Below are 23,838 nucleotides of genomic sequence, written 5' to 3'. Positions count from 1 at the left end.
CCAGGTTAGTCGACAAAATGCATTTTCCTGACCTTTAAGTCAGAAAATCATTGACCGAAAAGTCAGACCTGCTAAATTCGGTTCATATCGGTTAACAACAATAATGAGTCTGCGAGGCCTTCCGTGATCCAGTTTTTACTCAACCAGGAACTCCGTAGCGAGCACGCCCTGGACCCGAACCTGACCGTGCTCAATTATCTGCGCGACCATGTGGGCAAACCCGGTACCAAAGAAGGCTGCGCCAGCGGCGACTGTGGCGCGTGCACCGTGGTCGTCGGCGAATTGCAGACCGATGACGAAGGCCGCGAACACATTCGCTACCGCAGCCTCAACTCGTGCCTGACCTTCGTGTCGTCTTTGCACGGCAAGCAACTGATCAGCGTTGAAGACCTCAAGCACAAGGGCGAGTTGCACAGCGTGCAGAAGGCCATGGTCGAGTGCCACGGCTCGCAATGCGGGTTCTGCACCCCAGGTTTCGTGATGTCGTTGTTTGCCCTGCAAAAGAACAGCGATGCACCGGATCAACACAAAGCCCACGAAGCCCTGGCCGGCAACCTCTGCCGCTGCACCGGCTATCGGCCGATCCTGGAAGCTGCCGAGCAGTCCTGCTGCGCTAAACAGCCGGATCAGTTCGATGCCAACGAAGCCCAGACCATCGCCCGGCTCAAGGCCATCGCGCCGAGCGATATCGGCGAACTCAACAGCGGTGACAAGCGTTGCCTGGTGCCATTGACCGTGGCCGACCTGGCCGACCTCTACGACGCTTATCCACAGGCCCGCCTGCTGGCCGGCGGCACCGACCTGGCGCTGGAAGTGACCCAGTTCCACCGCACCCTGCCGGTAATGATCTACGTCGGCAACGTCGCCGAAATGAAGCGCATCGAACGCTTCGACGACCGCCTGGAAATCGGCGCCGCCACCGCCCTCTCCGACTGCTACGAGGCCCTGAAGACCGAGTACCCGGACTTCGGCGAACTGCTGCAGCGCTTCGCCTCATTGCAGATTCGCAACCAGGGCACCCTGGGCGGCAACATCGGCAACGCCTCGCCCATCGGTGACTCGCCTCCCCTGCTGATTGCCCTGGGTGCGCAGATTGTCCTGTGCAAGGGTGAAACCCGCCGTACCCTGGCCCTGGAAGATTACTTCATCGATTACCGCGTCACTGCGCGCCAGGAAAGCGAGTTCATCGAGAAGATCATCGTGCCGCGCGCCAGCGTCGAACAGTTGTTCCGCGCCTACAAGGTGTCCAAGCGCCTGGACGATGACATTTCTGCCGTGTGCGCGGCATTCAACCTGCGCCTGGAAAACGGTGTGATCGCCGATGCCCGCGTGGCCTTCGGTGGCATGGCGGCCATTCCAAAACGCGCCAACAGTTGCGAAACCGCGTTGATCGGTTCGCCCTTCAACAGCGCCACCGTTGAACGCGCCTGCGCGGCCCTGGCCGAAGATTTCACACCGCTGTCGGACTTCCGCGCCAGTAAGGAATATCGCCTGCTCAGCGCGCAGAACCTGCTGCGCAAATACTTCATCGAACTGCAAACGCCGCACATCGAGACTCGGGTGACCGCTTATGTCTAACCATCACGCCGTAGAGAAGACCCAGGCCGAACTGGCTGAACTGTTCGCCAAGGACCTGACCACCGGTGTCGGCCGCAGCGTCAAGCACGACAGCGCCGCCAAGCATGTGTCCGGTGAAGCGCAATACATCGACGATCGCCTGGAGTTTCCGAACCAGCTGCACGTGTACGCCCGCATGTCGGACCGTGCCCACGCCCGGATCATCAGCATCGACACCTCGCCCTGCTATGCCTTCGAAGGTGTACGCATCGCCATTACCCACGAGGACGTGCCGGGCCTGAAGGACATTGGCCCGTTGCTGCCGGGCGATCCGCTGCTGGCGATCGACACCGTGCAGTTCGTCGGTCAACCGGTGGTGGCCGTCGCCGCCAAGGACCTGGAAACCGCACGCAAGGCGGCGATGGCCGCGATCATCGAATACGAAGACCTGGAGCCAGTGCTGGACGTGGTCGAAGCCCTGCGCAAGCGCCACTTCGTGCTCGACAGTCACACGCACCAGCGTGGCGATTCAGCCACGGCGCTGGCCACCGCCGAGCATCGCATTCAAGGCACCCTGCACATCGGCGGCCAGGAACACTTCTACCTGGAAACCCAGATTTCCTCGGTGATGCCCACCGAAGACGGCGGCATGATCGTCTATTGCTCGACCCAGAACCCCACCGAAGTGCAGAAGCTGGTGGCCGAAGTGCTGGACGTGTCGATGAACAAGATCGTCGTCGACATGCGCCGCATGGGTGGCGGTTTTGGCGGCAAGGAAACCCAGGCGGCCAGCCCGGCGTGCCTGTGTGCGGTCATTGCGCACCTCACCGGCCAGCCAACCAAGATGCGCCTGCCGCGTGTCGAAGACATGCTGATGACCGGCAAGCGTCACCCGTTCTATGTCGAATACGACGTGGGCTTCGACAGCACCGGCCGCCTGCACGGCATCAACCTGGAACTGGCCGGCAACTGCGGCTGTTCGCCGGACCTGTCGGCGTCGATCGTCGACCGCGCGATGTTCCACTCGGACAACTCGTATTACCTGGGCGACGCGACCGTCAACGGTCATCGCTGCAAGACCAACACCGCGTCGAACACCGCCTACCGTGGTTTCGGCGGCCCGCAAGGCATGGTCGCCATCGAGGAAGTGATGGACGCTATCGCCCGTCACCTGGGCCTGGATCCACTGGCGGTTCGCAAGGCCAACTACTACGGCAAGACCGAGCGCAACGTCACCCATTACTACCAGACCGTCGAGCACAACATGCTCGAGGAAATGACCGCCGAACTGGAAGCAAGCAGCCAGTACGCCGAGCGCCGCGAAGCGATCCGTCGCTACAACGCCAACAGCCCGATCCTGAAAAAAGGCCTGGCGCTGACCCCGGTGAAATTCGGGATCTCCTTCACCGCCAGCTTCCTCAACCAGTCCGGTGCCTTGGTGCACGTGTACACCGACGGCAGCATCCACCTCAACCATGGTGGCACCGAGATGGGCCAGGGCCTGAACACCAAGGTCGCGCAAGTGGTGGCCGAGGTATTCCAGGTGGAAATGGACCGCGTGCAGATCACCGCGACCAACACCGACAAAGTACCGAACACCTCGCCGACGGCAGCGTCCAGCGGTGCGGACTTGAACGGTAAAGCGGCTCAGAACGCCGCTGAAACCATCAAGAAACGCCTGATCGAATTCGCTGCAAGGCACTACAAGGTCAGCGAAGAAGACGTGGAGTTCCACAACGGTCACGTGCGGGTTCGCGATCACATCCTGACCTTCGAGGCACTGATCCAGCAGGCCTACTTCGCCCAGGTATCGCTGTCGAGCACCGGGTTCTACAAGACCCCGAAAATCTACTACGACCGCAGCCAGGCCCGGGGACGTCCGTTCTACTACTTCGCCTTCGGTGCCGCCTGCTGCGAGGTGATCATCGACACCCTGACCGGCGAGTACAAAATGCTGCGCACCGACATCCTCCACGACGTCGGCGCCTCGCTGAATCCGGCCATCGACATCGGCCAGGTCGAGGGTGGGTTCATCCAGGGCATGGGTTGGCTGACCATGGAAGAGCTGGTGTGGAACAACAAGGGCAAGCTGATGACCAACGGCCCGGCCAGCTACAAGATCCCGGCCGTGGCGGACATGCCGCTGGACCTGCGGGTCAAGCTGGTGGAAAACCGCAAGAACCCGGAAGACACGGTGTTCCATTCCAAGGCCGTGGGCGAGCCGCCGTTCATGCTCGGCATCGCCGCCTGGTGCGCGATCAAGGACGCGGTGGCCAGCCTGGGCGACTACAAGCATCAACCGAAAATCGACGCACCGGCGACCCCGGAGCGGGTGTTGTGGGGCTGTGAGCAAATGCGCCAGTTGAAGGTGGCGAAGGCTGTTGAGACCGAAAGCGAGCTGGCTTCGCTCTAAGACCGAGGCGCGGCCATCGCTGGCAAGCCAGCTCCCACAGTGTTTTGTGGTGTCCATAGAATTTGGATTCACACAAATCCTGTGGGACCTGGCTTGCCAGCGATGAGGCCGGAACAGACCAACAGAGATGTTGAGGTGAAACATGTACAACTGGATCGACGCCCTCGCCGACCTGCAGAACCAGGGTGAACCCTGCGTGCTGGTGACTATCATCGAAGAGCTCGGCTCGACGCCGCGCAATGCTGGATCGAAGATGGTCATCAGCGCCAACCAGGCCTTCGACACCATCGGTGGAGGGCACCTGGAATACAAAGCCATGCAGATCGCCCGCGAGATGCTCGCCAGCGGCAAGCAGGACACCCATCTTGAACGCTTCAGCCTCGGTGCCAGCCTGGGCCAGTGCTGCGGTGGGGCGACCGTGCTGCTGTTCGAACCGATGGGCCAGGTCCAGGCGCAGATCGCCGTGTTTGGCGCCGGCCACGTCGGCCGCGCGCTGGTGCCGCTGCTGGCCAGCCTGCCCTGCCGAGTGCGCTGGATCGACTCACGGGAAGACGAATTCCCGGAACAGATTCCCCACGGTGTACGCAAGATCGTCAGCGAAGAGCCGGTGGATGAAATCGACGACCTGCCCGCCGGCAGCTACTGCATCGTCATGACCCACAACCATCAGCTCGACCTCGAACTCACCGCCGCGATTCTCAAGCGCAACGACTTCGCCTATTTCGGCCTGATCGGTTCGAAGACCAAACGGGTGAAGTTCGAACACCGCCTGCGCGACCGCGGCTTCGACAGCAGCGTCGTGCAACGCATGCGTTGCCCGATGGGCATCGGCGAAGTCAAAGGCAAGTTGCCTGTGGAAATCGCCATCTCCATCGCCGGCGAGATCATCGCCACTTATAACGCCAATTTCGGCCAGCAAACGTCCCGCGCCGAACCGATTGCCAAACTGCTGCCCACTTCACGCCGCAGTCAGGCCGCAAACCTGAAAGCCTCAAATTGAGAACTGACATGCCTCTGACTCGCAAAGCTTACCGCGCCGCCATCCTGCACAGCATCGCCGACCCTGCCGAAGTGGGTATCGAAGCCTCCTACGAGTACTTCGAAGACGGTCTGCTGGTGGTCGACAACGGCAAAATCAGCGCCCTCGGCCACGCCAGTGAGTTGCTGCCGACCCTGCCGGCCGATATCGAGATCACCCATTATCAGGATGCGCTGATCACCCCCGGTTTCATCGACACCCACATCCACTTGCCGCAAACGGGCATGGTCGGCGCCTATGGCGAGCAGCTGCTGGACTGGCTCAACACCTACACCTTCCCCTGTGAAAGCCAGTTCGCCGACAAGGCCCACGCTGACCAGGTGGCGGACATTTTCATCAAGGAACTGCTGCGCAACGGCACCACCACCGCGCTGGTGTTCGGCAGCGTGCATCCGCAATCAGTGAACTCGTTCTTCGAAGCCGCCGAGCAGCTGGATCTGCGCATGATCGCCGGCAAGGTGATGATGGACCGCAACGCCCCGGACTACCTGACCGACACCGCCGAATCCAGCTACCTCGAGAGCAAGGCGTTGATCGAGCGCTGGCACGGCAAGGGTCGCCTGCACTATGCCGTCACCCCGCGTTTTGCACCGACCAGCACCCCGGAGCAGCTGACCCTGGCCGGCCAGTTGCTGACCGAATACCCGGATCTGTACATGCAGACCCACATCAGCGAAAACCTCAAGGAAATCGAGTGGGTCAAAGAACTGTTCCCGGAGCGCAAGGGCTACCTGGACGTCTATGACCACTACCAGTTGCTCGGCGAGCGCTCGGTCTTCGCCCACGGTGTGCACCTGTGCGATGACGAATGCGCGCGACTGGCAGAAACCGGCTCGGCCATCTCGTTCTGCCCGACGTCGAACTTCTTCCTCGGCAGCGGCCTGTTCAACCTGCCGATGGCCGAGAAGCACAAACTCAATGTCGGCATCGGCACCGATGTGGGCGGCGGCACCAGTTTCTCGCTGCTGCAAACGTTGAACGAAGCGTACAAGGTCATGCAGCTGCAAGGCGCGCGCCTGAGCCCGTTCAAGTCGCTTTACCTGGCCACCCTCGGCGGTGCCCGTGCGCTGCGCCTGGAAGACAAGATCGGCAACCTGCAGCCGGGCACCGACGCCGACTTCCTGGTGCTGGACTACAACGCCACGCCATTGCTGGGCTATCGCCTGCAGCAGGCCAATAACATTGCCGAGACGTTGTTTGTGTTGATGACGCTGGGGGATGACCGGACGGTGTTGCAGACTTATGCGGCGGGGAATCTGGTGCATCAGCGCTAACCCACCCGACACTGATCGTTCCCATGCTCAGCGTGGGAACGATCCATCCCCCGGTGGTATTCCGCCCCGGGGGATTTTTTATTGCCTGTTCTGCCGCCATCGCTGGCAAGCCAGCTCCCACAGTGGTTTGCGCAGTTCACACAATTTGCGCTCCACCGCATAACCTGTGGGAGCTGGCTTGCCAGCGATAGGCGCGATGCGGTTTATCAGATTTTCGCTGGCGAACGCCCAGGCTTCTTGGTCTGCAGCAAATGCGAGAACACCGCGTGCAAATCATCCGACGCACTTTCTTCATCGAGATTGAGTTTGCTGTCGATGTGATCCATGTGGTGCATCATCAGGTTCACCGCCAGTTCAGCGTCGCGCTTTTCAATGGCGTCGATCAACTGGGTGTGCTCGTCGTAGGAGCAGTGGGAACGGTTACCGCTTTCGTACTGGGCGATGATCAGCGAAGTCTGGGACACCAGGCTGCGCTGGAAGCTGATCAGCGGGGCGTTTTTCGCCGCTTCGGCCAGTTTCAGGTGGAATTCGCCCGACAGGCGGATACCGGCACCCCGGTCGCCACGGGAAAAGCTGTCGCGCTCGTCGTTGACCATCTGCCGCAGCTCGGCAATCTGTTCGGCGGTGGCGTGCTGCACCGCCAATTCAGTGATCGCACGTTCCACCAGACGCCGGGCCATGAACACCTGGCGCGCCTCTTCGACGCTCGGGCTGGCAACGACGGCGCCGCGATTCGGACGCAGCAATACCACGCTTTCATGGGCCAGGCGCGACAGCGCGCGGCGAATGATGGTGCGGCTGACCCCGAAAATTTCCCCCAGCGCTTCTTCGCTCAACTTGGTGCCGGGCGCCAGGCGCTGTTCGAGGATGGCCTCGAAGATATGCGCGTAGACAATATCGTCCTGGGTTCCGCTGCGGCCGGCTTTGCCTGCTCGCGGCTGTTTCTTTAGGGGTTGCAACTGTTCGTTCATGGGCACTCGAGTCGGGAGAACTGCGGCGAATTGACGGTGACTGTAATACGGCACAGTGGGTCGCTGGCAAGTATCGCGTAAAAAACACTGCGATTGTACACAATGGTTAGTGCCAACACGACTGTACGGCTGTTTGTCACTTCCGCTGTATCGCAACGATCCATTACGTTTGAGTTTAGGCTTTAAAGCAGAATCCGCCGCCTGAACAAGGAACACCGCTGTCATGACAGACGCCACGCACACGCAACTGCGCCCCCTGGCAGACACTTCGCCGTCGGCCATCGTCGCCGGATTCATCGCCATGATGACCGGCTACACCAGTTCCCTGGTGCTGATGTTCCAGGCCGGGCAAGCGGCCGGGCTGACCAGCGGGCAGATTTCGTCGTGGATCTGGGCGATTTCCATCGGCATGGCGGTGTGTTCGATCGGCCTGTCGTTGCGCTATCGCACCCCCATCACCATCGCCTGGTCCACCCCGGGCGCAGCCTTGCTGATCACAAGCCTGGGTGGCGTGACCTACGGCGAAGCCATCGGTGCCTATATTACCTGCGCGGTGCTGGTGACCATCTGCGGATTGACCGGCAGTTTCGAACGCCTGGTGAAAAAGATTCCCGCGTCCCTGGCGGCAGCGTTGCTGGCGGGGATTCTGTTCAAGATCGGCAGCGAGATTTTCGTCGCGGCCCAGCATCGCACCGCGCTGGTGCTGGGCATGTTTTTTACCTACCTGGTGGTCAAGCGCCTGTCGCCGCGCTACGCCGTACTGGGCGCTTTGCTGATCGGCACGGCCTTGTCCGGCGTCATGGGGCTGCTGGACTTCAGCGCGTTCCACCTGGAAGTGGCCACGCCTGTGTGGACCACACCGCATTTCTCCCTCGCCGCGACCATCAGTATCGGCATCCCGTTGTTCGTGGTGGCGATGACTTCGCAAAACATGCCGGGCATTGCCGTGCTGCGCGCCGACGGCTACAACGTGCCGGCCTCGCCGCTGATCACCACCACGGGCATTGCCTCGTTGTTGCTGGCACCATTCGGTTCCCACGGGATCAACCTGGCCGCCATCAGCGCGGCGATCTGCACCGGGCCACATGCCCATGAGGATCGCAACAAACGCTACACGGCGGCGGTCTGGTGTGGGGTTTTCTATGGCATCGCCGGTGTGTTCGGCGCGACGCTGGCAGCGTTGTTTGCCGCACTGCCCAAGGAGCTGGTGCTGTCGATTGCCGCACTGGCGCTGTTCGGCTCGATCATCAACGGCTTGAGCATCGCCATGAGCGAAGCGAAGGAGCGTGAAGCGGCGCTGATCACCTTCATGGTCACGGCATCGGGGCTGACGCTGTTTTCCATCGGTTCGGCGTTCTGGGGGATTGTGGCGGGGGTGGTGACGCTAATGATTCTGAATTGGCGCAGGCCCCTGTAGGAGCGAGCTTGCTCGCGATGAACCTGAGAGCGCCACGGGGTGTCAGGTTTCACGCGTAATCGTTGACGACCATCGCGAGCAAGCTCGCTCCTACAAAAAAAACGGCGACTCAATGGTCGCCGTTTTTCAGAACATCATGCTACCGGATTGATTGGCTTTTCCGGGTACCAGACGTCCAGCAGCGGGCTGACTTCAACGCTGGTCAGCTCGGTGCGGCCTTTGAGCCAGGCTTCAACGGCAGCGCGTTGTTCAGCGCTGACCGAGCCACGCTTGATCAGGCAAACCAGACCGTAGTCATCACCGCCGACATAGCCCAGACCGTTGGCTTCCATGGCTTCTTTGAGGAACGCCTCGAGGAAGGCATCAATGGCTTCTTCGGACAGATCTTCCTTGAAATCCAGGTTCAGTTCGAAACCCAGCTCTTGAAATTCATCGACGCACAGTTTTTTGCGCAGACGCTGGGAACGGTTAGTCGCCATTGGAACAATCCTCTTAAGTAATAACGGGCCGCACTTTAGCAGTTTAAGCCGCCAATTGCCCGACTCTCTGGGCCGCCACGCCTACCGTCGGTAAAAAATAGCCCATTGGAAGGCCCACGCACGGCACACGCCGTAGCACCTTGGGGCATAATGCCGACACTTTCATGACCACTGAGGGAAATTATCTTCATGCCCTCGTCTTTTTCCCCCTCGGCTGTAGGGTTTTATCTACATGATCAAATCGTTGCGTCCATTGCTCCTGGCCGGCCTGCTATTGCCCCTGGCCCTCCCCGTTTCCGCTGACCCGATCAATACCCGCCTGTCGCCCAATGTCGAAAAAGCCCTCAAGGCCAGCAAACTGCAGGACAACGCCCTGTCGCTGGTGATGATTCCGCTGAACGGCCCCGGCACCCCGACCATTTTCAACGCCGACGTCTCGGTCAACCCGGCATCGACCATGAAGCTGGTCACCACTTACGCGGCCCTGGAAATGCTCGGCCCCAATCACCAGTGGAAAACCGAGTTCTATACCGATGGCACCCTCAGCGGCGGCATCCTCAACGGCAACCTCTACCTCAAGGGCGGCGGCGATCCGAAGCTGAACATGGAAAAACTCTGGCTGTTGATGCGCGACCTGCGCGCCAATGGCGTGACCCAGGTGACCGGCGACCTCGTCCTGGACAAGAACTTCTTCGTGCAACCGCAACTGCCCGAGTTCAACGACGACGGCAACGACGAGAACAAGCCCTTTCTGGTCAAGCCCGATGCATTGCTGGTCAACCTCAAGGCCCTGCGCTTTGTGGCGCGTAACGATGGCGGGCGTGTGCTGATCTCCGTGGAACCGCCTATTGCGAGTATCCGCATCGAAAACCAGGTCAAGGCGATCAACGCCAAGCAATGCACCGGTGGTGTGCGTTACAACCCGGTGCCCCAGGCCGATGGCAGCGTGACCGTGACGGTCGGCGGGCAGTTGGGTGAAGGTTGCAGCTCGCAGACTTACCTGTCGTTGCTCGACCACGCCACCTACACCGCCGGCGCCGTGCGCGCGATCTGGAAAGAACTGGGCGGCAGCATCCAGGGCCGGGATGTGCTGGCGCCAACGCCCAAGGACGCCAAGGTACTGGCGCGGGCGTTCTCGCCGGATCTGGCGGAAATCATCCGCGACATCAACAAATACAGTAACAACACCATGGCCCAGCAGCTGTTCCTGAGCCTGGGCCAGAAATTCCGCACCGATGCCGACGCCGACGACGCCAAGGCCGCCCAGCGCGTGGTCCGTCAGTGGCTGGCGAAGAAAGGCATCACCGCGCCGCACCTGGTGATGGAGAATGGCTCCGGCCTGTCCCGCTCCGAACGCGTCAGTGCCCGGGAAATGGCGTCGATGCTACAGGCCGCCTGGCGCAGCCCTTACTCCGCCGAGTACATCAGCTCGATGCCGATTGCCGGCACCGACGGCACCATGCGTAAACGCCTGAAGACCACCGCGATGCGCGGTGAAGCCCACGTCAAGACCGGCACCTTGAACACCGTGCGGGCGATCGCCGGCTTCAGCCGCGACGTCAACGGCAATACCTGGGCGGTGGTGGCGATCCTCAACGACAAGGCACCGTTTGGCGCGTCGTCGGTGCTCGACCAGGTGCTGCTGGACCTGTATCGCCAGCCGAAACTGGCGCAGACGGCTTCGGTGCTCTAAAAACCCACAGCCCCCTGTAGGAGCCGAGCTTGCTCGCGATGGCGCAGTGTCAGTCACATCCATGTTGGATGGGACGCCGTCATCGCGAGCAAGCTCAGCGCCTACAGGTTTGCGTACAGCGAAGCTAGTTCATCTCCCCCTGCACCCGATCCCTGCCCTCCTGCTTCGCCACATAAACCCCCGAATCAGCCCGCAACAACAGCGCATCCGCACCCTCGCCGACCCGCCAGCTGGCAATGCCGAAACTCGCCGTGACGACGCCTACTTCATCGATCGGCGCGCTGCGCAGGCTTTGCCACAACTCCAATGCCAGCAGATGGGCCTGCTCGCCTCCGATGTCCGGGCAAAGGACCATGAACTCCTCGCCGCCCAGGCGGCAGAACACATCCGTGCGCCGCAACCGCTGGCCAATGCGCTCGCACACGGCCTGCAACACCCGGTCGCCCACGGCATGGCCGTACTGGTCATTGATGCGCTTGAAGTGGTCGATGTCGAGCATGATCACCGACAGATCGCCTCCACCGCGCTCCACCCGGGCCATTTCGATGGTCAGGCGCTCCTGGAAATAGCGGCGGTTATGGATACCGGTGAGGGAATCGGTGACCGACAGCGCCCGCAATTCTTCTTCCACCCGCTTGGTGTCGGTAATGTCCGAGATGTAGCCATGCCAGAGCACGCCACCGCCGGGCAGTTCTTCCGGGGTCGCCTCGCCGCGCACCCAGCGCAGGCCGCGCTGGGGCAATTGCACGCGGTATTCCTCGCGCCAGTGGCTGAGGGTGTTGGCCGAGGCCCGGATCGAGGCGCGCACGCGGGTGGTGTCCTGCGGATGAATCCGCGTGAAAATCGCTTCGGCGTTGAGCAGCAGCACGTCCGGCTCCAGCTCATAGATCTCGCGAATACCGTCGCTGGCGTAGATCACGCTGAAGCGCCCGTCGAACTCCATCTTGAACTGGTAGATGCCGCCGGGCACATGGGCACTGAGTTTCTTCAGCAACAGGTCCCGTGCGGCCAGGGCCTCATGCACGCGCTTGCGTTCGGTGATGTCGATGCAGATCGCCAGGTGCCCGACCCACAGCCCCTGTTCGTCGAGGACCGGGGTCGCCAGCATGTTGACGATCAGGTGGCTGCCATCGCTGCGCACCAGCGTCCACTCCCGCGCCTCATCGCCACCCTCGACCAACATCGCATGACAGGCCGGTACCGGCTTGCCGTAACGCGCACTCAATTCTGCCGAGCGTGCCGCGAGCTCCCGGGGCAAGTGCAGATTTTCCAGGGTCATGTGCCCGACCACTTCGGCGACGGTATAACCGAGCATCTGCTCGGCGCCGGCATTGAAGGTGCTGATCACCCCGCGCAGGTCCGTGGCAATGATCGCCACCTGGGTCGCGGCATCCAGCACCCCGCGCAACTGGCCATGGGTGCCGCGCAGCTCCTGTTCACGGGCGCGCAGTTCCCCGGTCCTTTGCTCGACCATTTTCAGCGCCCGCTGCCGCTGACTGGCCAGTACATAGAGCAAGGCGCTGAGCAACACACTGAGCAAGCCACCAAGCACCACCATTGTGGTCACTGAAGAGTGATTGGCCTGGAGGAAAGCCGCGCTGGGCTGGATGTCGACCTGATACTCATGATCGGCCAGATGCAACAGGCGAGTCGCAGACAAGTCGCTGACCGCTGGCGCATTGGGCGATTGAAACAGCACCTCATGCTGGTCATCGACGGACAGGTCGAGAATGCGCACCGAGAGATAATCCCGGCCCGCCTCCGGTAACCCGTCCGCCAACAGCTGGCGCATGCTGATCACCGCCATGACATAACCGAACGGTTTGCCCGCTGCGTCGCTGCGCTGCATCACCGGCGCGACCAACAGTACGCCCCGCGCATAGGCCGGCTCGATATTGACCAGGTGCAACGGTTGCGACACGGCCATGCCCTGGCGCTGATCGGCCCGTTCCAGCGTGGCGCGGCGCAACGGCTGGGCCAGCAAGTCATAACCCAGTGGCGCGCCGAGCCTGCTTTGCGTCTGGCTATAGAGCACCGCCACGTATTCGTCCCGCTCGGCGGCCGATTGCAACTGGCCGTCGGCAGTGAGTTCGCGCAGAGTGAAGTCGCCCAAGCCCTCCTCCCGCGCCCGGCGCTCGAAGGCTGGCCGCTGGTCGCGGCTGACCCGTTTGGCGAACGAATACGCCTGGGTCCGGTGCAACAGGGGTTGGGTGTAGCCGTCGAATTCCGCGCGCGAGACCGTATCGGAGTTGGCAAAGAACCGGCGCAGGCCATCGAGGCGCTGCTCCTGATCCTGGAAACGTTCTTCGATTCGGCTGTAGCGTTCGCTGGCCAGCAACTGGAAGCGCTGGCGCAATTGATGTTGAAACAGGTCCAGCGTCGACCAGGCGAGCAATGCCGTGAGAATCCCGCCGACGAGCAAGACCATGAGCGCAACCAGCCCGGCCGGGACATCTTCGCTGATAAAACCCAGGATCTTGGGGCGCACGGCGTGCAACGACATAGACGCAACTCAAAACGCCATGTGCGGGAAAGCCCATTGGCCGTGGGTTGAGTTATAGCTATTAGCCACTAATTTGACCAGTGATGCGGGACCAACATCATCTGGTGCGCCTCCCCCCTGTAGGAGCGAGGCTTGCCGGCGAAGAACGATGACGCGGTATGGCAGGTACACCGCAGCGCCTGGTTCGCCGGCAAGCCTGGCTCCTACAGAGATCTATCAGCGAGCTGTTATTTTCCACGCGCGATGGATCTTCGCGTTACGGGAAAAATCCGCATCGATGGTCTGGGCGGTGATCTCCTCGATCGCGTAGCGTTCGCTGAGGTTGGGCTCGAGCTCGAACTTGCGGAAGTTGTTGGAGAAGTACAACACTCCGCCCGGTGCCAGCCGCGCCATGGCCAGGTCGATCAGTTGCACCTGGTCACGTTGCACGTCGAAGACGCCTTCCATGCGCTTGGAGTTGGAGAACGTCGGCGGGTCGATGAAGATCAGGTCGTACTCTTCACGGCAGGCGTCCAGCCAGACCATCACATCGCTCTGCTCCAGGCGGTTCTTGTCGGAGAAACCGTTCAGCGACAAGTTGCGGCGCGCCCAGTCCAGGTAGGTTTTCGACAGGTCGACACTGGTGGTACTGCGCGCGCCGCCCTTGGCCGCGTGGACACTGGCGGTGGCGGTGTAGCAATACAGGTTGAGGAAGCGCTTGCCGGCGGCCTCTTTCTGGATGCGCATGCGCATCGGCCGGTGGTCGAGGAACAACCCGGTGTCGAGGTAATCGGTGAGGTTGACCAGCAGTTTCACGCCGCCTTCGTTGACCTCGACGAACTTGCCCTGGGCCGCCTGGCGCTCGTACTGCTTGGTACCGCTCTGACGCTCGCGACGCTTGACCACCACCCGGTTCTTGTCGATGTTCAGGGCCTGCGGGATCGCCGCCAGGGCATCGAACATACGCGCCGAAGCCTTCTGCGGATCGATGGATTTCGGTGCGGCGTATTCCTGGACGTGGACCCAATCCTGGTACAGGTCGATGGCCATGGAGTATTCCGGCATGTCGGCATCGTAGACACGATAGCAATCGATGCCTTCGCGCTTGACCCACTTGCCCAGCGCCTTGAGGTTTTTCTGCAGGCGGTTGGCAAACATCTGCCCGCCTTCACTCAGACGCGGCTGCTCGATCACCGGTGCCGGTGCTGGCGTCGGTTTGATCGGGTTGCCGTTCTTGTTGTACTGGCGCTCTTGCGGCTCGTTCGGCGCCTGTTCGTAGGCCGCCTCTTCACGCTCGGCCTGACGCTGCTCCGGGGTACGACGCTCGCCGGTGACGAATTGATCCGGCAACACCTTGATCAGCAACAGCTTGCACGGCAAGGCGCCGTTCCAGAACGAATACTGCTTGTGGCTGCGGATACCCATGCGCTTGCCCAGGTCCGGGGCGCCGGTAAACACCGCGGCTTCCCAGTTGAGGCAAGCCTGACGCAGACGTTCGCCAAGGTTCTGGTAGAGGTAGAGCAGGCTCGCCTCGTCGCCCAGACGCTCGCCGTACGGTGGGTTGCAGATCACCAGGCCTTTCTGGTTCTGGTCCGGACGCGGCTCGAAGGTCGCGACTTCGCCCTGGTAGATCTTGATCCACTCGCTCAGGCCGGCACGTTCGACGTTGTTGCGGCCCGGTTGAATCAGCCGTGGATCAGCTTCGTAACCGCGAATCCACAAGGGTGGCTTGGCCAGGCCGGCCGCTGCACGCTCACTGGCCTCTTCATGCAATTTTTTCCACAGCACCGGTACGTGACCGAGCCAGGCGGTGAAACCCCATTGCTCGCGGCGCAGGTTCGGCGCGATATCGGCAGCGATCATCGCCGCTTCGACCAGGAAGGTGCCGACACCGCACATCGGGTCAGCCAGGGCGCCGCCTTCAGCCGCGATACGTGGCCAGCCAGAGCGGATCAGGATCGCCGCCGCCAGGTTTTCCTTCAGCGGCGCCGCGCCTTGCTGCAGGCGATAGCCGCGCTGGTGCAGGCTATGGCCGGACAGGTCGAGGGAGAGGATCGCTTCACCGCGATCCAGGCGCAGGTGGATGCGCAGGTCCGGGTTGAGCTTGTCGATGGACGGACGGTCGCCCTGCGGGGTGCGCAGTTTGTCGACGATGGCGTCCTTGACCTTCAAGGCGCCGAAGTGGGTGTTGTCGATGCCCGAGCCGTGACCGCTGAATTCAACGGCCAGGGTGCCGTCATTGAGCATGTGGTCTTGCCACTCGATGTCCAGCACACCGTGGTAGAGGTCTTCGGCGTCTTTCATCGGGAAACGCTTGAGTACCAGCAGCACCCGGTTGGCCAGGCGCGACCACAGGCACAGGCGATAAGCGGTTTCCATGGTGGCCATGCCACGCACGGCAGAAGTGTGCTCACGCGCTTCCTCAAGGCCAAGCCCGACGGCTTCCTCGATGAGCAGGCCTTCAAGGCCTTTAGGGCAAGTGAGGAAGAGTTCGAAACGATCGGACATGAGAATTCGGTGCCTTTGCTGAGTGGACCGGCAACGCATTGCCGACCCCGTTTTCAATCAGGCGCTTTTCTCGAAGAGCGCCCGCGTGGCACGAAGGTGTGCCGTTCCACCCTTGCTGCCCGGGTTAAATGAGCTTAGATGCAAGGACAGATAAAAAAGTTGATGCAACAAAATGACATAAGTCGACCCTTCGTCGAATAGTCCGTCCCGGCAACAGGAGGCATTCTCAGCAAAGGATTAACCTGATCATCCAACGCAGGGCCGATCATACCGGGGTTTGATCAATAAATACGCCACAAACATCATGTTACTTAGTGCCATAGCACATTAATAGTTACGTCCTTATGACAAAACGATCATTCCCTCGATGTGACGCATTGGTTAGAACTCAATACAGGTTGGCGCCGCAATGACGCCAACACCTTGGCTCGTCACGCCGGCAACGAGCCCCCAACGGCAGAGTTTTTCTGCCAGACCTCGATTGAGGTCGACGCGATACCTACAGTCAACAAGTGAGGGCAACACCCTATGAGAAGACTTAAGCGTGATCCGTTGGAAAGAGCATTTTTGCGCGGATATCAATATGGCGTTGGTGGCAAATCCCGTGAGCTTTGCCCATTTACTCTACCGTCGGTACGCCAAGCCTGGATTAACGGCTGGCGCGAAGGACGCGGCGACAACTGGGACGGTATGACCGGCACTGCGGGAATCCACAGACTCAACGAACTTCACGCCGTCGGCTAACAACACAGGGCACACACTCCGACACACAATCTGATTTTGTAGCGAATTAACCACGCACGTCCCATCCGGACGGCGGGCTGCGGCCCAAGGGCTCCTTTGAAAGGGGCCCTTTTTTATGCCTGCTCGCAATGCCCTTGTAGGAGCGAGCTTGCTCGCGATGGACGTGAACGATAACGCGTTAAACCAATGCCGAGTGGCGCCTATGGTTTTTTCGCGAGCAAGCTCGCTCCTGCAAGGGATCAGCGCAGGGCCGCGATGGCGTCTACCGACTCGCGAATCAGCGCCGGGCCCTTGTAGATGAAGCCCGAATAGATCTGCACCAGGCTCGCGCCCGCGCTGATTTTCTCCGCCGCGTGCCGGCCCTCGGTGATGCCGCCGGCTGCGATGATTGGCAAGCGACCGCCCAGCTCCGAGGCCAGCACCTTCACGGTGTGGGTGCTCTTGTCACGTACCGGTGCGCCGGACAGACCGCCCGCCTCGTCACCATGCTCCATGCCTTCCACACCCACGCGGCTCAGGGTGGTGTTGGTGGCGATGACCGCATCCATTCCGGTTTCGATCAGCGCTTGTGCAACCTGTGCGGTTTCTTCGTCGCTCATGTCCGGCGCGATCTTGATCGCCAGCGGCACGTGCCTGCCGTGACGCAGCGCCAGTTCGGCGCGACGCGTGGCGAGGTCAGCCAGCAGCTGCTTGAGCGAGTCACCGAATTGCAGGCTGCGCAGGCCCGGAGTATTGGGCGAGCTGACGTTGACCGTCACATAGCTGGCGTGGGCGTAGACCTTGTCCAGGCAGATCAGGTAGTCGTCGACCGCACGCTCGACCGGAGTATCGAAGTTCTTGCCGATATTGATGCCCAGCACGCCCTTGTACTTGGCGGCCGCCACGCGGGCCAGCAGGTGATCGACCCCGAGGTTGTTGAAGCCCATGCGGTTGATGATCGCCTCGGCCTCCGGCAAGCGGAACAACCGGGGTTTCGGATTGCCCGGTTGCGCACGCGGGGTGATGGTGCCGATTTCGACAAAACCAAAACCCAGTTGCGCAAAGCCGTCGATGGCCGCGCCATTCTTGTCCAGGCCGGCCGCCAGGCCCACCGGGTTCGGGAAGTCCAGGCCCATGACATTAACCGGCAGTTTTGCCGGGGCCTTGCACAGCAAACCGTTGAGCCCCAGACGCCCGCCCGCGCCGATCAGGTCCAGGGACAGATCGTGGGAGGTTTCCGGGGAAAGTTTGAACAACAGTTGACGGGCCAGGGTGTACATGGGCGGGTTTGACTCGATTGGCGGCGAAATGAGGCGGCGATTATACCCGCGCATCGGGGTCGCAAGCGAGGCGCGCGACAAAAACAGCGGGCGATGGCATATGCCTTGCACCGGCACAGGTATCAGCACGCAGGCCAACGACGGAATGCGTGCCAGGACAATGGCGTCGTCAGCCGCCCCTGCTCACACGGGGTCCGGGACGACGTTTTTTTTGGAAGGTGCGAAATCGATGAACGAACCCTCAACCAATCCCCTGGCCTGGGTCAATGGCAGCGATGCCCCGGAAAAGACCGAAATCAACCTCGGCTTCATGGCCCTGAGCGACTGTGCTTCGGTGGTGGTCGCCGCCACCCAGGGCTTCGCCCAGCCCTACGGACTGACCTTGAACCTCAAGCGCCAGTCGTCCTGGGCCAACCTGCGGGACAAACTGGTGAGCGGCGAACTCGACGCCGCCCATAGCCTCTACGGCTTGATCTACGCCGTGCACCTGGGCATCGGCGGCGTGGCCCCCACCGACATGGCGGTGCTCATGGGCCTGAACCAGAACGGCCAGAGCATCAACCTCTCCCACGGTTTGCAGGCCATCGGCGTGACCAGTCCTGAAGCACTGGACCGTCACGTGCACCAAACTCGCCCAAAACTGACCTTTGCCCAGACCTTTCCCACCGGCACCCATGCCATGTGGTTGTACTACTGGTTGGCGAGCCAGGGCATTCATCCGTTGCACGACGTCGACAGCGTCGTGGTGCCGCCGCCGCAAATGGTGGCGCACCTGCAAGCCGGGCGTATCGACGGCTTCTGCGTAGGCGAGCCCTGGGCCGACAGCGCGGTGAAGCAGGACCTCGGTTTTACCCTGGCCACCTCCCAGGCCATCTGGCCAGACCACCCGGAAAAAATCCTCGGCTGTACGCGCGCCTTCGTCGAGCAATACCCCAACACCGCCCGAGCTTTGGTGATGGCGATCCTCGAAGCCAGCCGTTTCATCGATGAAAGCGTCGAGAATCGCCGCAGTACCGCGCAATTGCTCAGTGCACCGCAGTACCTCGATGCGCCGTTGTCGTGTATCGAACCACGGCTGCTGGGCGACTATGCCGACGGCCTGGGCAACGAATGGCAAGATCCGCACGCGCTGCGCTTCCATGGGCAAGGGACGGTCAACTTGCCCTACCTGTCCGACGGCATGTGGTTCATGACTCAGTTTCGTCGCTGGGGCCTGTTACGCGACGACCCCGATTACCTCGCCGTAGCTCGTCAGGTGCAGCAACTAGACTTATACCGTGAGGCCGCCAGCGCCGTCGGTGTCGCCGCCCCGGGCAATGAAATGCGCAGCAGCCAGCTGATCGACGGCAAGGTCTGGGATGGTGCGGACCCGTCCGGTTATGCCCGCAGCTTCAAGCTGCACGCCATGAGCGACAGCTCGCCACTTCTCGCCAGCCGCTGACAGGAGACTGCAAACATGCTGCGTATCCTGCTGATCAACGACACTGCGAAAAAAGTCGGACGCCTGAAAGCCGCCCTGACCGAGGCCGGCTTCGAGGTCATCGACGAATCCGGGCTGACCATTGACTTGCCCGAACGCGTCGAAACGGTGCGCCCGGATGTGATCCTGATCGATACCGAGTCACCGAGCCGCGATGTCATGGAGCAAGTGGTGCTGGTCAGCCGCGACCAGCCACGGCCGATTGTGATGTTTACCGACGAACACGACCCCGATGTGATGCGCCAGGCGATCAAGTCCGGGGTCAGTGCCTACATCGTCGAGGGCATTCACGCACAGCGCCTGCAACCGATTCTCGACGTGGCCATGGCGCGCTTCGAAAGCGACCAGGCCCTGCGCGCCCAGCTGCACGCCCGTGACCAGCAACTGGCCGAGCGCAAGCGCATCGAGCTGGCCAAGGGGCTGCTGATGAAGATGAAGGACTGCAACGAAGAAGAGGCCTACACCCTGATGCGTCGCCAGGCGATGAGCCGCCAGCAGAAGCTGATCCAGGTGGCGGAACAGATCATTGCCATGAGTGAGTTGCTTGGCTGAAGGACGCCTTCGCGGGCAAGCCTCGCTCCTACAGGCGAATGGCGCAACTCGGGTCCCGACTGTTGGCACAGATCTGGCTATGTAATCCCTACAGGTAACCAACGGCGGTTGCCCCACCTACGACAAAGACGTCGCTAACCTCATTTGCCCCATGGCGAATCAGGTGGCGGCGTTTTTTTTGTTTTGGCTCCCGTTCGAGACTCCTATCAGCTGAGGTGCGCGATGAATTCAAGCTTCTGGAAATCCGGCCATACCCCGACACTGTTCGCAGCTTTCCTCTATTTCGACCTGAGTTTCATGGTGTGGTACCTGCTCGGCCCGCTGGCCGTACAGATCGCTGGCGACCTGCACCTGACCACGCAACAACGCGGACTGGTGGTGGCCACGCCGATTCTGGCCGGGGCGGTACTGCGCTTCGTGATGGGGATGCTGGCTGATCGCCTGTCACCCAAGACTGCCGGCCTGATTGGCCAGGTGATCGTGATCTGTGCATTGTTCGGCGCCTGGAAACTCGGCATCCATACCTACGAGCAAGCCTTGCTGCTGGGGCTGTTCCTCGGCATGGCCGGCGCCTCCTTCGCCGTTGCCCTGCCCCTGGCATCGCAGTGGTATCCGCCACAGCACCAAGGCAAGGCAATGGGCATCGCCGGGGCCGGAAACTCCGGCACCGTACTCGCGGCGCTGATTGCACCGGTTCTGGCGGCTGCCGTTGGCTGGAGCAATGTGTTCGGCTTCGCGCTGATCCCGCTAATCCTGACGCTGATCGTCTTCGCCTGGCTGGCCAAGAACGCGCCTGAGCGGCCGAAAGCCAAGTCGATGGCCGACTACTTCAAGGCCCTGGGCGACCGCGATAGCTGGTGGTTCATGTTTTTCTACAGCGTGACCTTCGGTGGCTTCATCGGCCTTGCCAGCGCCCTGCCTGGTTACTTCAACGACCAGTACGGCCTGAGCCCGGTGACCGCCGGTTACTACACGGCAGCCTGTGTGTTCGGCGGCAGCCTGATGCGTCCGCTGGGCGGCGCCCTGGCCGATCGTTTCGGCGGCATTCGCACCCTGCTCGCGATGTACACCGTGGCGGCCATCTGTATTGCTGCCGTCGGTTTCAACTTGCCCAGTTCCTATGCCGCGCTGGCCCTGTTCGTGTGCACCATGCTCGGTTTGGGTGCAGGCAACGGTGCGGTGTTCCAGTTGGTGCCCCAGCGTTTCCGTCGCGAGATCGGCGTCATGACCGGCCTGATCGGCATGGCCGGCGGCATCGGTGGCTTTGCCCTGGCGGCAGGCATGGGTGCGATCAAGCAGAGCACCGGCAGCTACCAGATGGCATTGTGGTTGTTCGCCAGCCTGGGGGTGCTCGCCTGGTTCGGCCTGCACGGCGTAAAACGCCGCTGGAGGACCACCTGGGGTTCGGCCGCCGTGACGGCTGCACGGGTCTGACGCCGCCATGAGCCTGCAATTGAGTTTTGCGCAAGCCAGCGCCATCGGCCCGCGCGATGAGAATCAGGACGCCTTGCGCCTCGTCACGCCGGCCCCGGCGCTGGCAGCCAGCAAAGGCTACCTGTTCGCCATCGCCGATGGCGTCAGCCAGTGCGCCGACGGTGGCCTGGCGGCTCGCTCGACCTTGCAGGCCCTGGCGCTCGATTACTACGCCACGCCGGAAACCTGGGGCGTTGCCCAGGCGCTGGATCGCCTGCTGCTGGCGCAAAATCGCTGGCTGCAGGCCAACGGCGCAGGCCAACCACTGCTGACCACCGTCAGCGCCCTGGTCCTGCGCGGCCGGCGTTTTACCTTGGCCCATGTCGGCGATTGCCGGGTGTATCGCTGGCACGCCGAGCAGTTGCAACGGGTCAGCGAAGATCATGTCTGGGACCAACCGGGCATGCAGCATGTACTCAAGCGTGCACTGGGTCTGGATCAGCACCTGGTGCTGGACTTTCTCGATGGCGAATTGCGCATCGACGAAAGCTTCGTACTGCTCAGCGACGGAGTCTGGGCGGTCCTGGGCGACACCGCGATTGCAGCGATCCTGCGGGACCAACCGGACCTGGACAGCGCCGCGCAAACCCTGGTCAACGCCGCGCACCTTGCGGGTAGCCAGGATAACGCCAGCGCACTGCTGGTACGGGTCGATGCCCTGGGCGAAGCGAACATCGGCGATGCATTGATCCATCTGCAGCAATGGCCGCTGCCACCGGCACTGAAACCGGGCCAGGTTTTCGAGGGCTGGCAGATTGAAGGGATTCTCGGCCAGAGCCAGCAGTCGTTGCTCTATCGGGTACGCGACAGCCAGCAGCAACCCTGGCTGCTGAAAACCCTGCCCCCGCGCCTGCATGACGATCATCAGGCCGGGCAAGCGTTGCTGTCCGAAGAATGGTTCCTCAAGCGCGTGGCCGGGCGGCACTTTCCTGAAGTGCATGCGGCCAGCCAGCGCCAGCATCTGTACTACGTGATGCGTGAGTATTCGGGCTCGACACTGGCGCAAGTGCACGAACAGACCGGCCCTATGCCCCTGGCCCAATGGCAGGACGTGGCTGAACGCCTGCTGCGAGCGGTCGGCATGCTGCATCGACGGCAGATCCTGCATCGCGATATCAAGCCGCAGAACCTGCTGGCAGGGGACGACAGCGAGTTGCGCCTGCTGGATTTCGGCCTCGCCTACTGCCCAGGCCTGTCTGAGGACCAACCCAGCACCCTGCCTGGAACTCCCAGCTATATCGCCCCGGAAGCCTTCCGCGGCGATGCACCGACGCCGCAACAGGACCTGTATGCGGTGGGGGTGACTTTGTATTTTCTGCTCACCGGGCAATTTCCCTACGGTGAAATCGAAGCCTTTCAACGCCCTCGGTTCGGCGTTCCGGTCAGCGCCAGTCGCTACCGCCCCGACCTGCCGGAATGGATTGCGCAAAGCCTGGAACGCGCGGTTGCCGCAGACCCGGCGCAACGCTTTGAAACTGCCGAAGAGTGGTTGCGGCTGCTGGAACAGGGGGAGCGACGCAGTTTAAGCGTACGCCCCAGGCCTTTGCTGGAGCGCGAACCGCTGAAGGTATGGCGCACATTGGCCCTGCTGTCGCTTGTGGCGAACCTGGCAATGCTGTTCCTGGTGTTCCATGGCTGAGCCTGCATTGCCTTTAAAACCGATCATCGTCATTTCGTGAGGAACAACACTATGAACGCAAAAGTCTGGCTGGTGGGTGCAGGTCCCGGCGATCCTGAATTGCTGACCCTCAAGGCGGTGCGCGCACTGAAGGAAGCGGACGTGGTGCTGATCGATGACCTGGTCAATGGCGCGATACTCGCACACTGCCCTGAGGCGCGGGTCATTGCGGTGGGCAAACGCGGTGGTTGCCGTTCCACGCCGCAAGCGTTCATCCATCGCCTGATGCTGCGTTACGCCCGGCAGGGCAAATGCGTGGTGCGGCTCAAAGGGGGCGACCCGTGCATTTTCGGGCGCGGTGGCGAAGAGGCCCAGTGGTTGCGCGAGCGCGGGGTGGAGGCCGAGCTGGTCAATGGCATCACTGCCGGGCTCGCGGGCGCCACCCAATGCGATATACCGCTGACCCTGCGCGGTGTGGCGCGCGGCGTGACACTGGTCACCGCCCACACCCAGGACGGCAGCAGCCTGAACTGGCAGGCACTGGCCCAGGGCGGTACGACCTTGGTGATCTACATGGGTGTAGCCAAGCTCAGCGAAATCCGCGAGCAGCTGTTGGCCGCAGGGATGGCGAAGGATACGCCGGTGGCGATGATTGAAAACGCTTCACTGCCCCATCAGCGCGAATGCAGGAGCGATCTGACGGCCATGGAGGAAGATGCCTACGCCTTTGAGCTTAAAAGCCCAGCCATATTGGTGATCGGTGCGGTTGCGGCTGGCGAACAGATCAAACGATCGGAGCTTTTGCAGAATTCTGCGGAAACTGCGGCTTAGACACACGGGCAAGCCTCGCTCCTACAGTTAAAAAGCCCAAATCGCAGG

General features: G+C 61.8%; 17 protein-coding genes. 12 read left to right on the top strand and 5 right to left on the bottom strand.

Annotation, left to right across the window (positions count from 1 at the left end):
* Positions 1–123 precede the first annotated feature (123 nt).
* From xdhA to guaD, 4 genes are all read left to right on the top strand, one after another.
* Positions 124–1,578: a xanthine dehydrogenase small subunit gene (gene xdhA, locus ACIO0C_RS16980; protein WP_401313913.1), complete on the top strand. Its 1,455-nt coding sequence runs from the start codon at positions 124–126 to the stop codon at positions 1,576–1,578.
* Positions 1,571–3,970, top strand: coding sequence for a xanthine dehydrogenase molybdopterin binding subunit (gene xdhB, locus ACIO0C_RS16975; RefSeq protein WP_401313912.1), 2,400 nt, complete (start codon positions 1,571–1,573; stop codon positions 3,968–3,970). The genes xdhA and xdhB overlap by 8 nt, the downstream gene beginning before the upstream one ends.
* 142 nt (positions 3,971–4,112) lie before the next feature.
* Complete coding sequence (gene xdhC / locus ACIO0C_RS16970) at positions 4,113–4,970, top strand: xanthine dehydrogenase accessory protein XdhC (RefSeq protein ID WP_401313910.1); 858 nt, start codon at positions 4,113–4,115, stop codon at positions 4,968–4,970.
* An 8-nt stretch (positions 4,971–4,978) separates the two neighbouring features.
* Positions 4,979–6,283: a guanine deaminase gene (guaD, locus tag ACIO0C_RS16965; protein WP_401313908.1), complete on the top strand. Its 1,305-nt coding sequence runs from the start codon at positions 4,979–4,981 to the stop codon at positions 6,281–6,283.
* Between the two features lie 206 nt (positions 6,284–6,489).
* Here the strand turns inward: guaD and ACIO0C_RS16960 are convergent, their stop codons facing one another.
* The gene (locus ACIO0C_RS16960) at positions 6,490–7,254 is read right to left on the bottom strand and encodes a GntR family transcriptional regulator (RefSeq protein ID WP_008056414.1); all 765 of its coding nucleotides are present in this window, start codon (positions 7,252–7,254) and stop codon (positions 6,490–6,492) included.
* 223 nt (positions 7,255–7,477) lie between these two features.
* Between ACIO0C_RS16960 and ACIO0C_RS16955 the strand changes: the two genes are divergently transcribed.
* Positions 7,478–8,671 (top strand): benzoate/H(+) symporter BenE family transporter, encoded by a 1,194-nt coding sequence (locus ACIO0C_RS16955; protein ID WP_401313906.1) that lies wholly within the window; start codon positions 7,478–7,480, stop codon positions 8,669–8,671.
* 134 nt (positions 8,672–8,805) lie between these two features.
* Here ACIO0C_RS16955 and ACIO0C_RS16950 read toward each other — a convergent pair whose 3' ends face one another.
* Positions 8,806–9,150, bottom strand: coding sequence for a YggL family protein (locus ACIO0C_RS16950; protein WP_008056407.1), 345 nt, complete (start codon positions 9,148–9,150; stop codon positions 8,806–8,808).
* Between the two features lie 232 nt (positions 9,151–9,382).
* Here ACIO0C_RS16950 and dacB point away from each other — a divergent pair, with 232 nt between their 5' ends.
* Positions 9,383–10,843, top strand: a complete 1,461-nt coding sequence (gene dacB, locus ACIO0C_RS16945) for a D-alanyl-D-alanine carboxypeptidase/D-alanyl-D-alanine-endopeptidase (RefSeq protein ID WP_401313903.1) — start codon at positions 9,383–9,385, stop codon at positions 10,841–10,843.
* Between the two features lie 124 nt (positions 10,844–10,967).
* Here dacB and ACIO0C_RS16940 read toward each other — a convergent pair whose 3' ends face one another.
* Both ACIO0C_RS16940 and rlmKL read right to left on the bottom strand, forming a co-directional pair.
* Positions 10,968–13,346 (bottom strand): diguanylate cyclase, encoded by a 2,379-nt coding sequence (locus ACIO0C_RS16940; protein WP_401313901.1) that lies wholly within the window; start codon positions 13,344–13,346, stop codon positions 10,968–10,970.
* A gap of 216 nt (positions 13,347–13,562) precedes the next feature.
* Entirely contained in the window at positions 13,563–15,833 is a 2,271-nt protein-coding gene (gene rlmKL / locus ACIO0C_RS16935; protein WP_401313899.1) for a bifunctional 23S rRNA (guanine(2069)-N(7))-methyltransferase RlmK/23S rRNA (guanine(2445)-N(2))-methyltransferase RlmL, read from the bottom strand.
* 528 nt (positions 15,834–16,361) lie between these two features.
* On the opposite strand from rlmKL, the gene rmf reads away from it, so the two are divergent.
* Entirely contained in the window at positions 16,362–16,577 is a 216-nt protein-coding gene (gene rmf, locus ACIO0C_RS16930) for a ribosome modulation factor (RefSeq protein WP_003223300.1), read from the top strand.
* Positions 16,578–16,816: 239 nt separating this feature from the next.
* Here rmf and ACIO0C_RS16925 read toward each other — a convergent pair whose 3' ends face one another.
* Entirely contained in the window at positions 16,817–17,836 is a 1,020-nt protein-coding gene (locus ACIO0C_RS16925) for a quinone-dependent dihydroorotate dehydrogenase (RefSeq protein WP_401313897.1), read from the bottom strand.
* A 229-nt stretch (positions 17,837–18,065) separates the two neighbouring features.
* Here ACIO0C_RS16925 and ACIO0C_RS16920 point away from each other — a divergent pair, with 229 nt between their 5' ends.
* From ACIO0C_RS16920 to cobA, 5 genes are all read left to right on the top strand, one after another.
* Entirely contained in the window at positions 18,066–19,277 is a 1,212-nt protein-coding gene (locus ACIO0C_RS16920; RefSeq protein WP_401313895.1) for a CmpA/NrtA family ABC transporter substrate-binding protein, read from the top strand.
* Positions 19,278–19,292: 15 nt separating this feature from the next.
* Positions 19,293–19,868, top strand: coding sequence for an ANTAR domain-containing response regulator (locus tag ACIO0C_RS16915; RefSeq protein WP_008056396.1), 576 nt, complete (start codon positions 19,293–19,295; stop codon positions 19,866–19,868).
* Positions 19,869–20,090: 222 nt separating this feature from the next.
* Positions 20,091–21,302, top strand: coding sequence for a nitrate/nitrite transporter (locus tag ACIO0C_RS16910; protein ID WP_401313892.1), 1,212 nt, complete (start codon positions 20,091–20,093; stop codon positions 21,300–21,302).
* 7 nt (positions 21,303–21,309) lie between these two features.
* Positions 21,310–22,980: a protein kinase gene (locus ACIO0C_RS16905; protein WP_401313890.1), complete on the top strand. Its 1,671-nt coding sequence runs from the start codon at positions 21,310–21,312 to the stop codon at positions 22,978–22,980.
* A gap of 51 nt (positions 22,981–23,031) precedes the next feature.
* Positions 23,032–23,790 (top strand): uroporphyrinogen-III C-methyltransferase, encoded by a 759-nt coding sequence (gene cobA, locus ACIO0C_RS16900; protein WP_401313888.1) that lies wholly within the window; start codon positions 23,032–23,034, stop codon positions 23,788–23,790.
* Positions 23,791–23,838 lie beyond the last annotated feature (48 nt).

Origin of the sequence: Pseudomonas sp. NPDC087336 (assembly GCF_044744285.1) — a bacterium.
GTDB lineage: Bacteria > Pseudomonadota > Gammaproteobacteria > Pseudomonadales > Pseudomonadaceae > Aquipseudomonas.
The sequence above is the reverse complement of the archived record's forward strand: the minus strand, read 5'-3'. Positions and strand labels throughout refer to the sequence as shown.

What these genes read in the sequence shown, in the direction of transcription:
- xdhB (WP_401313912.1), top strand. Translation starts at nt 1,571, where the DNA reads ATGTCTAACCATCACGCCGTAGAGAAGACCCAGGCCGAACTGGCTGAA.
- xdhC (WP_401313910.1), top strand. Translation starts at nt 4,113, where the DNA reads ATGTACAACTGGATCGACGCCCTCGCCGACCTGCAGAACCAGGGTGAA.
- guaD (WP_401313908.1), top strand. Translation starts at nt 4,979, where the DNA reads ATGCCTCTGACTCGCAAAGCTTACCGCGCCGCCATCCTGCACAGCATC.
- ACIO0C_RS16960 (WP_008056414.1), bottom strand. Translation starts at nt 7,254, where the DNA reads ATGAACGAACAGTTGCAACCCCTAAAGAAACAGCCGCGAGCAGGCAAA.
- ACIO0C_RS16955 (WP_401313906.1), top strand. Translation starts at nt 7,478, where the DNA reads ATGACAGACGCCACGCACACGCAACTGCGCCCCCTGGCAGACACTTCG.
- ACIO0C_RS16950 (WP_008056407.1), bottom strand. Translation starts at nt 9,150, where the DNA reads ATGGCGACTAACCGTTCCCAGCGTCTGCGCAAAAAACTGTGCGTCGAT.
- dacB (WP_401313903.1), top strand. Translation starts at nt 9,383, where the DNA reads ATGATCAAATCGTTGCGTCCATTGCTCCTGGCCGGCCTGCTATTGCCC.
- ACIO0C_RS16940 (WP_401313901.1), bottom strand. Translation starts at nt 13,346, where the DNA reads ATGTCGTTGCACGCCGTGCGCCCCAAGATCCTGGGTTTTATCAGCGAA.
- rlmKL (WP_401313899.1), bottom strand. Translation starts at nt 15,833, where the DNA reads ATGTCCGATCGTTTCGAACTCTTCCTCACTTGCCCTAAAGGCCTTGAA.
- rmf (WP_003223300.1), top strand. Translation starts at nt 16,362, where the DNA reads ATGAGAAGACTTAAGCGTGATCCGTTGGAAAGAGCATTTTTGCGCGGA.
- ACIO0C_RS16925 (WP_401313897.1), bottom strand. Translation starts at nt 17,836, where the DNA reads ATGTACACCCTGGCCCGTCAACTGTTGTTCAAACTTTCCCCGGAAACC.
- ACIO0C_RS16920 (WP_401313895.1), top strand. Translation starts at nt 18,066, where the DNA reads ATGAACGAACCCTCAACCAATCCCCTGGCCTGGGTCAATGGCAGCGAT.
- ACIO0C_RS16915 (WP_008056396.1), top strand. Translation starts at nt 19,293, where the DNA reads ATGCTGCGTATCCTGCTGATCAACGACACTGCGAAAAAAGTCGGACGC.
- ACIO0C_RS16910 (WP_401313892.1), top strand. Translation starts at nt 20,091, where the DNA reads ATGAATTCAAGCTTCTGGAAATCCGGCCATACCCCGACACTGTTCGCA.
- ACIO0C_RS16905 (WP_401313890.1), top strand. Translation starts at nt 21,310, where the DNA reads ATGAGCCTGCAATTGAGTTTTGCGCAAGCCAGCGCCATCGGCCCGCGC.
- cobA (WP_401313888.1), top strand. Translation starts at nt 23,032, where the DNA reads ATGAACGCAAAAGTCTGGCTGGTGGGTGCAGGTCCCGGCGATCCTGAA.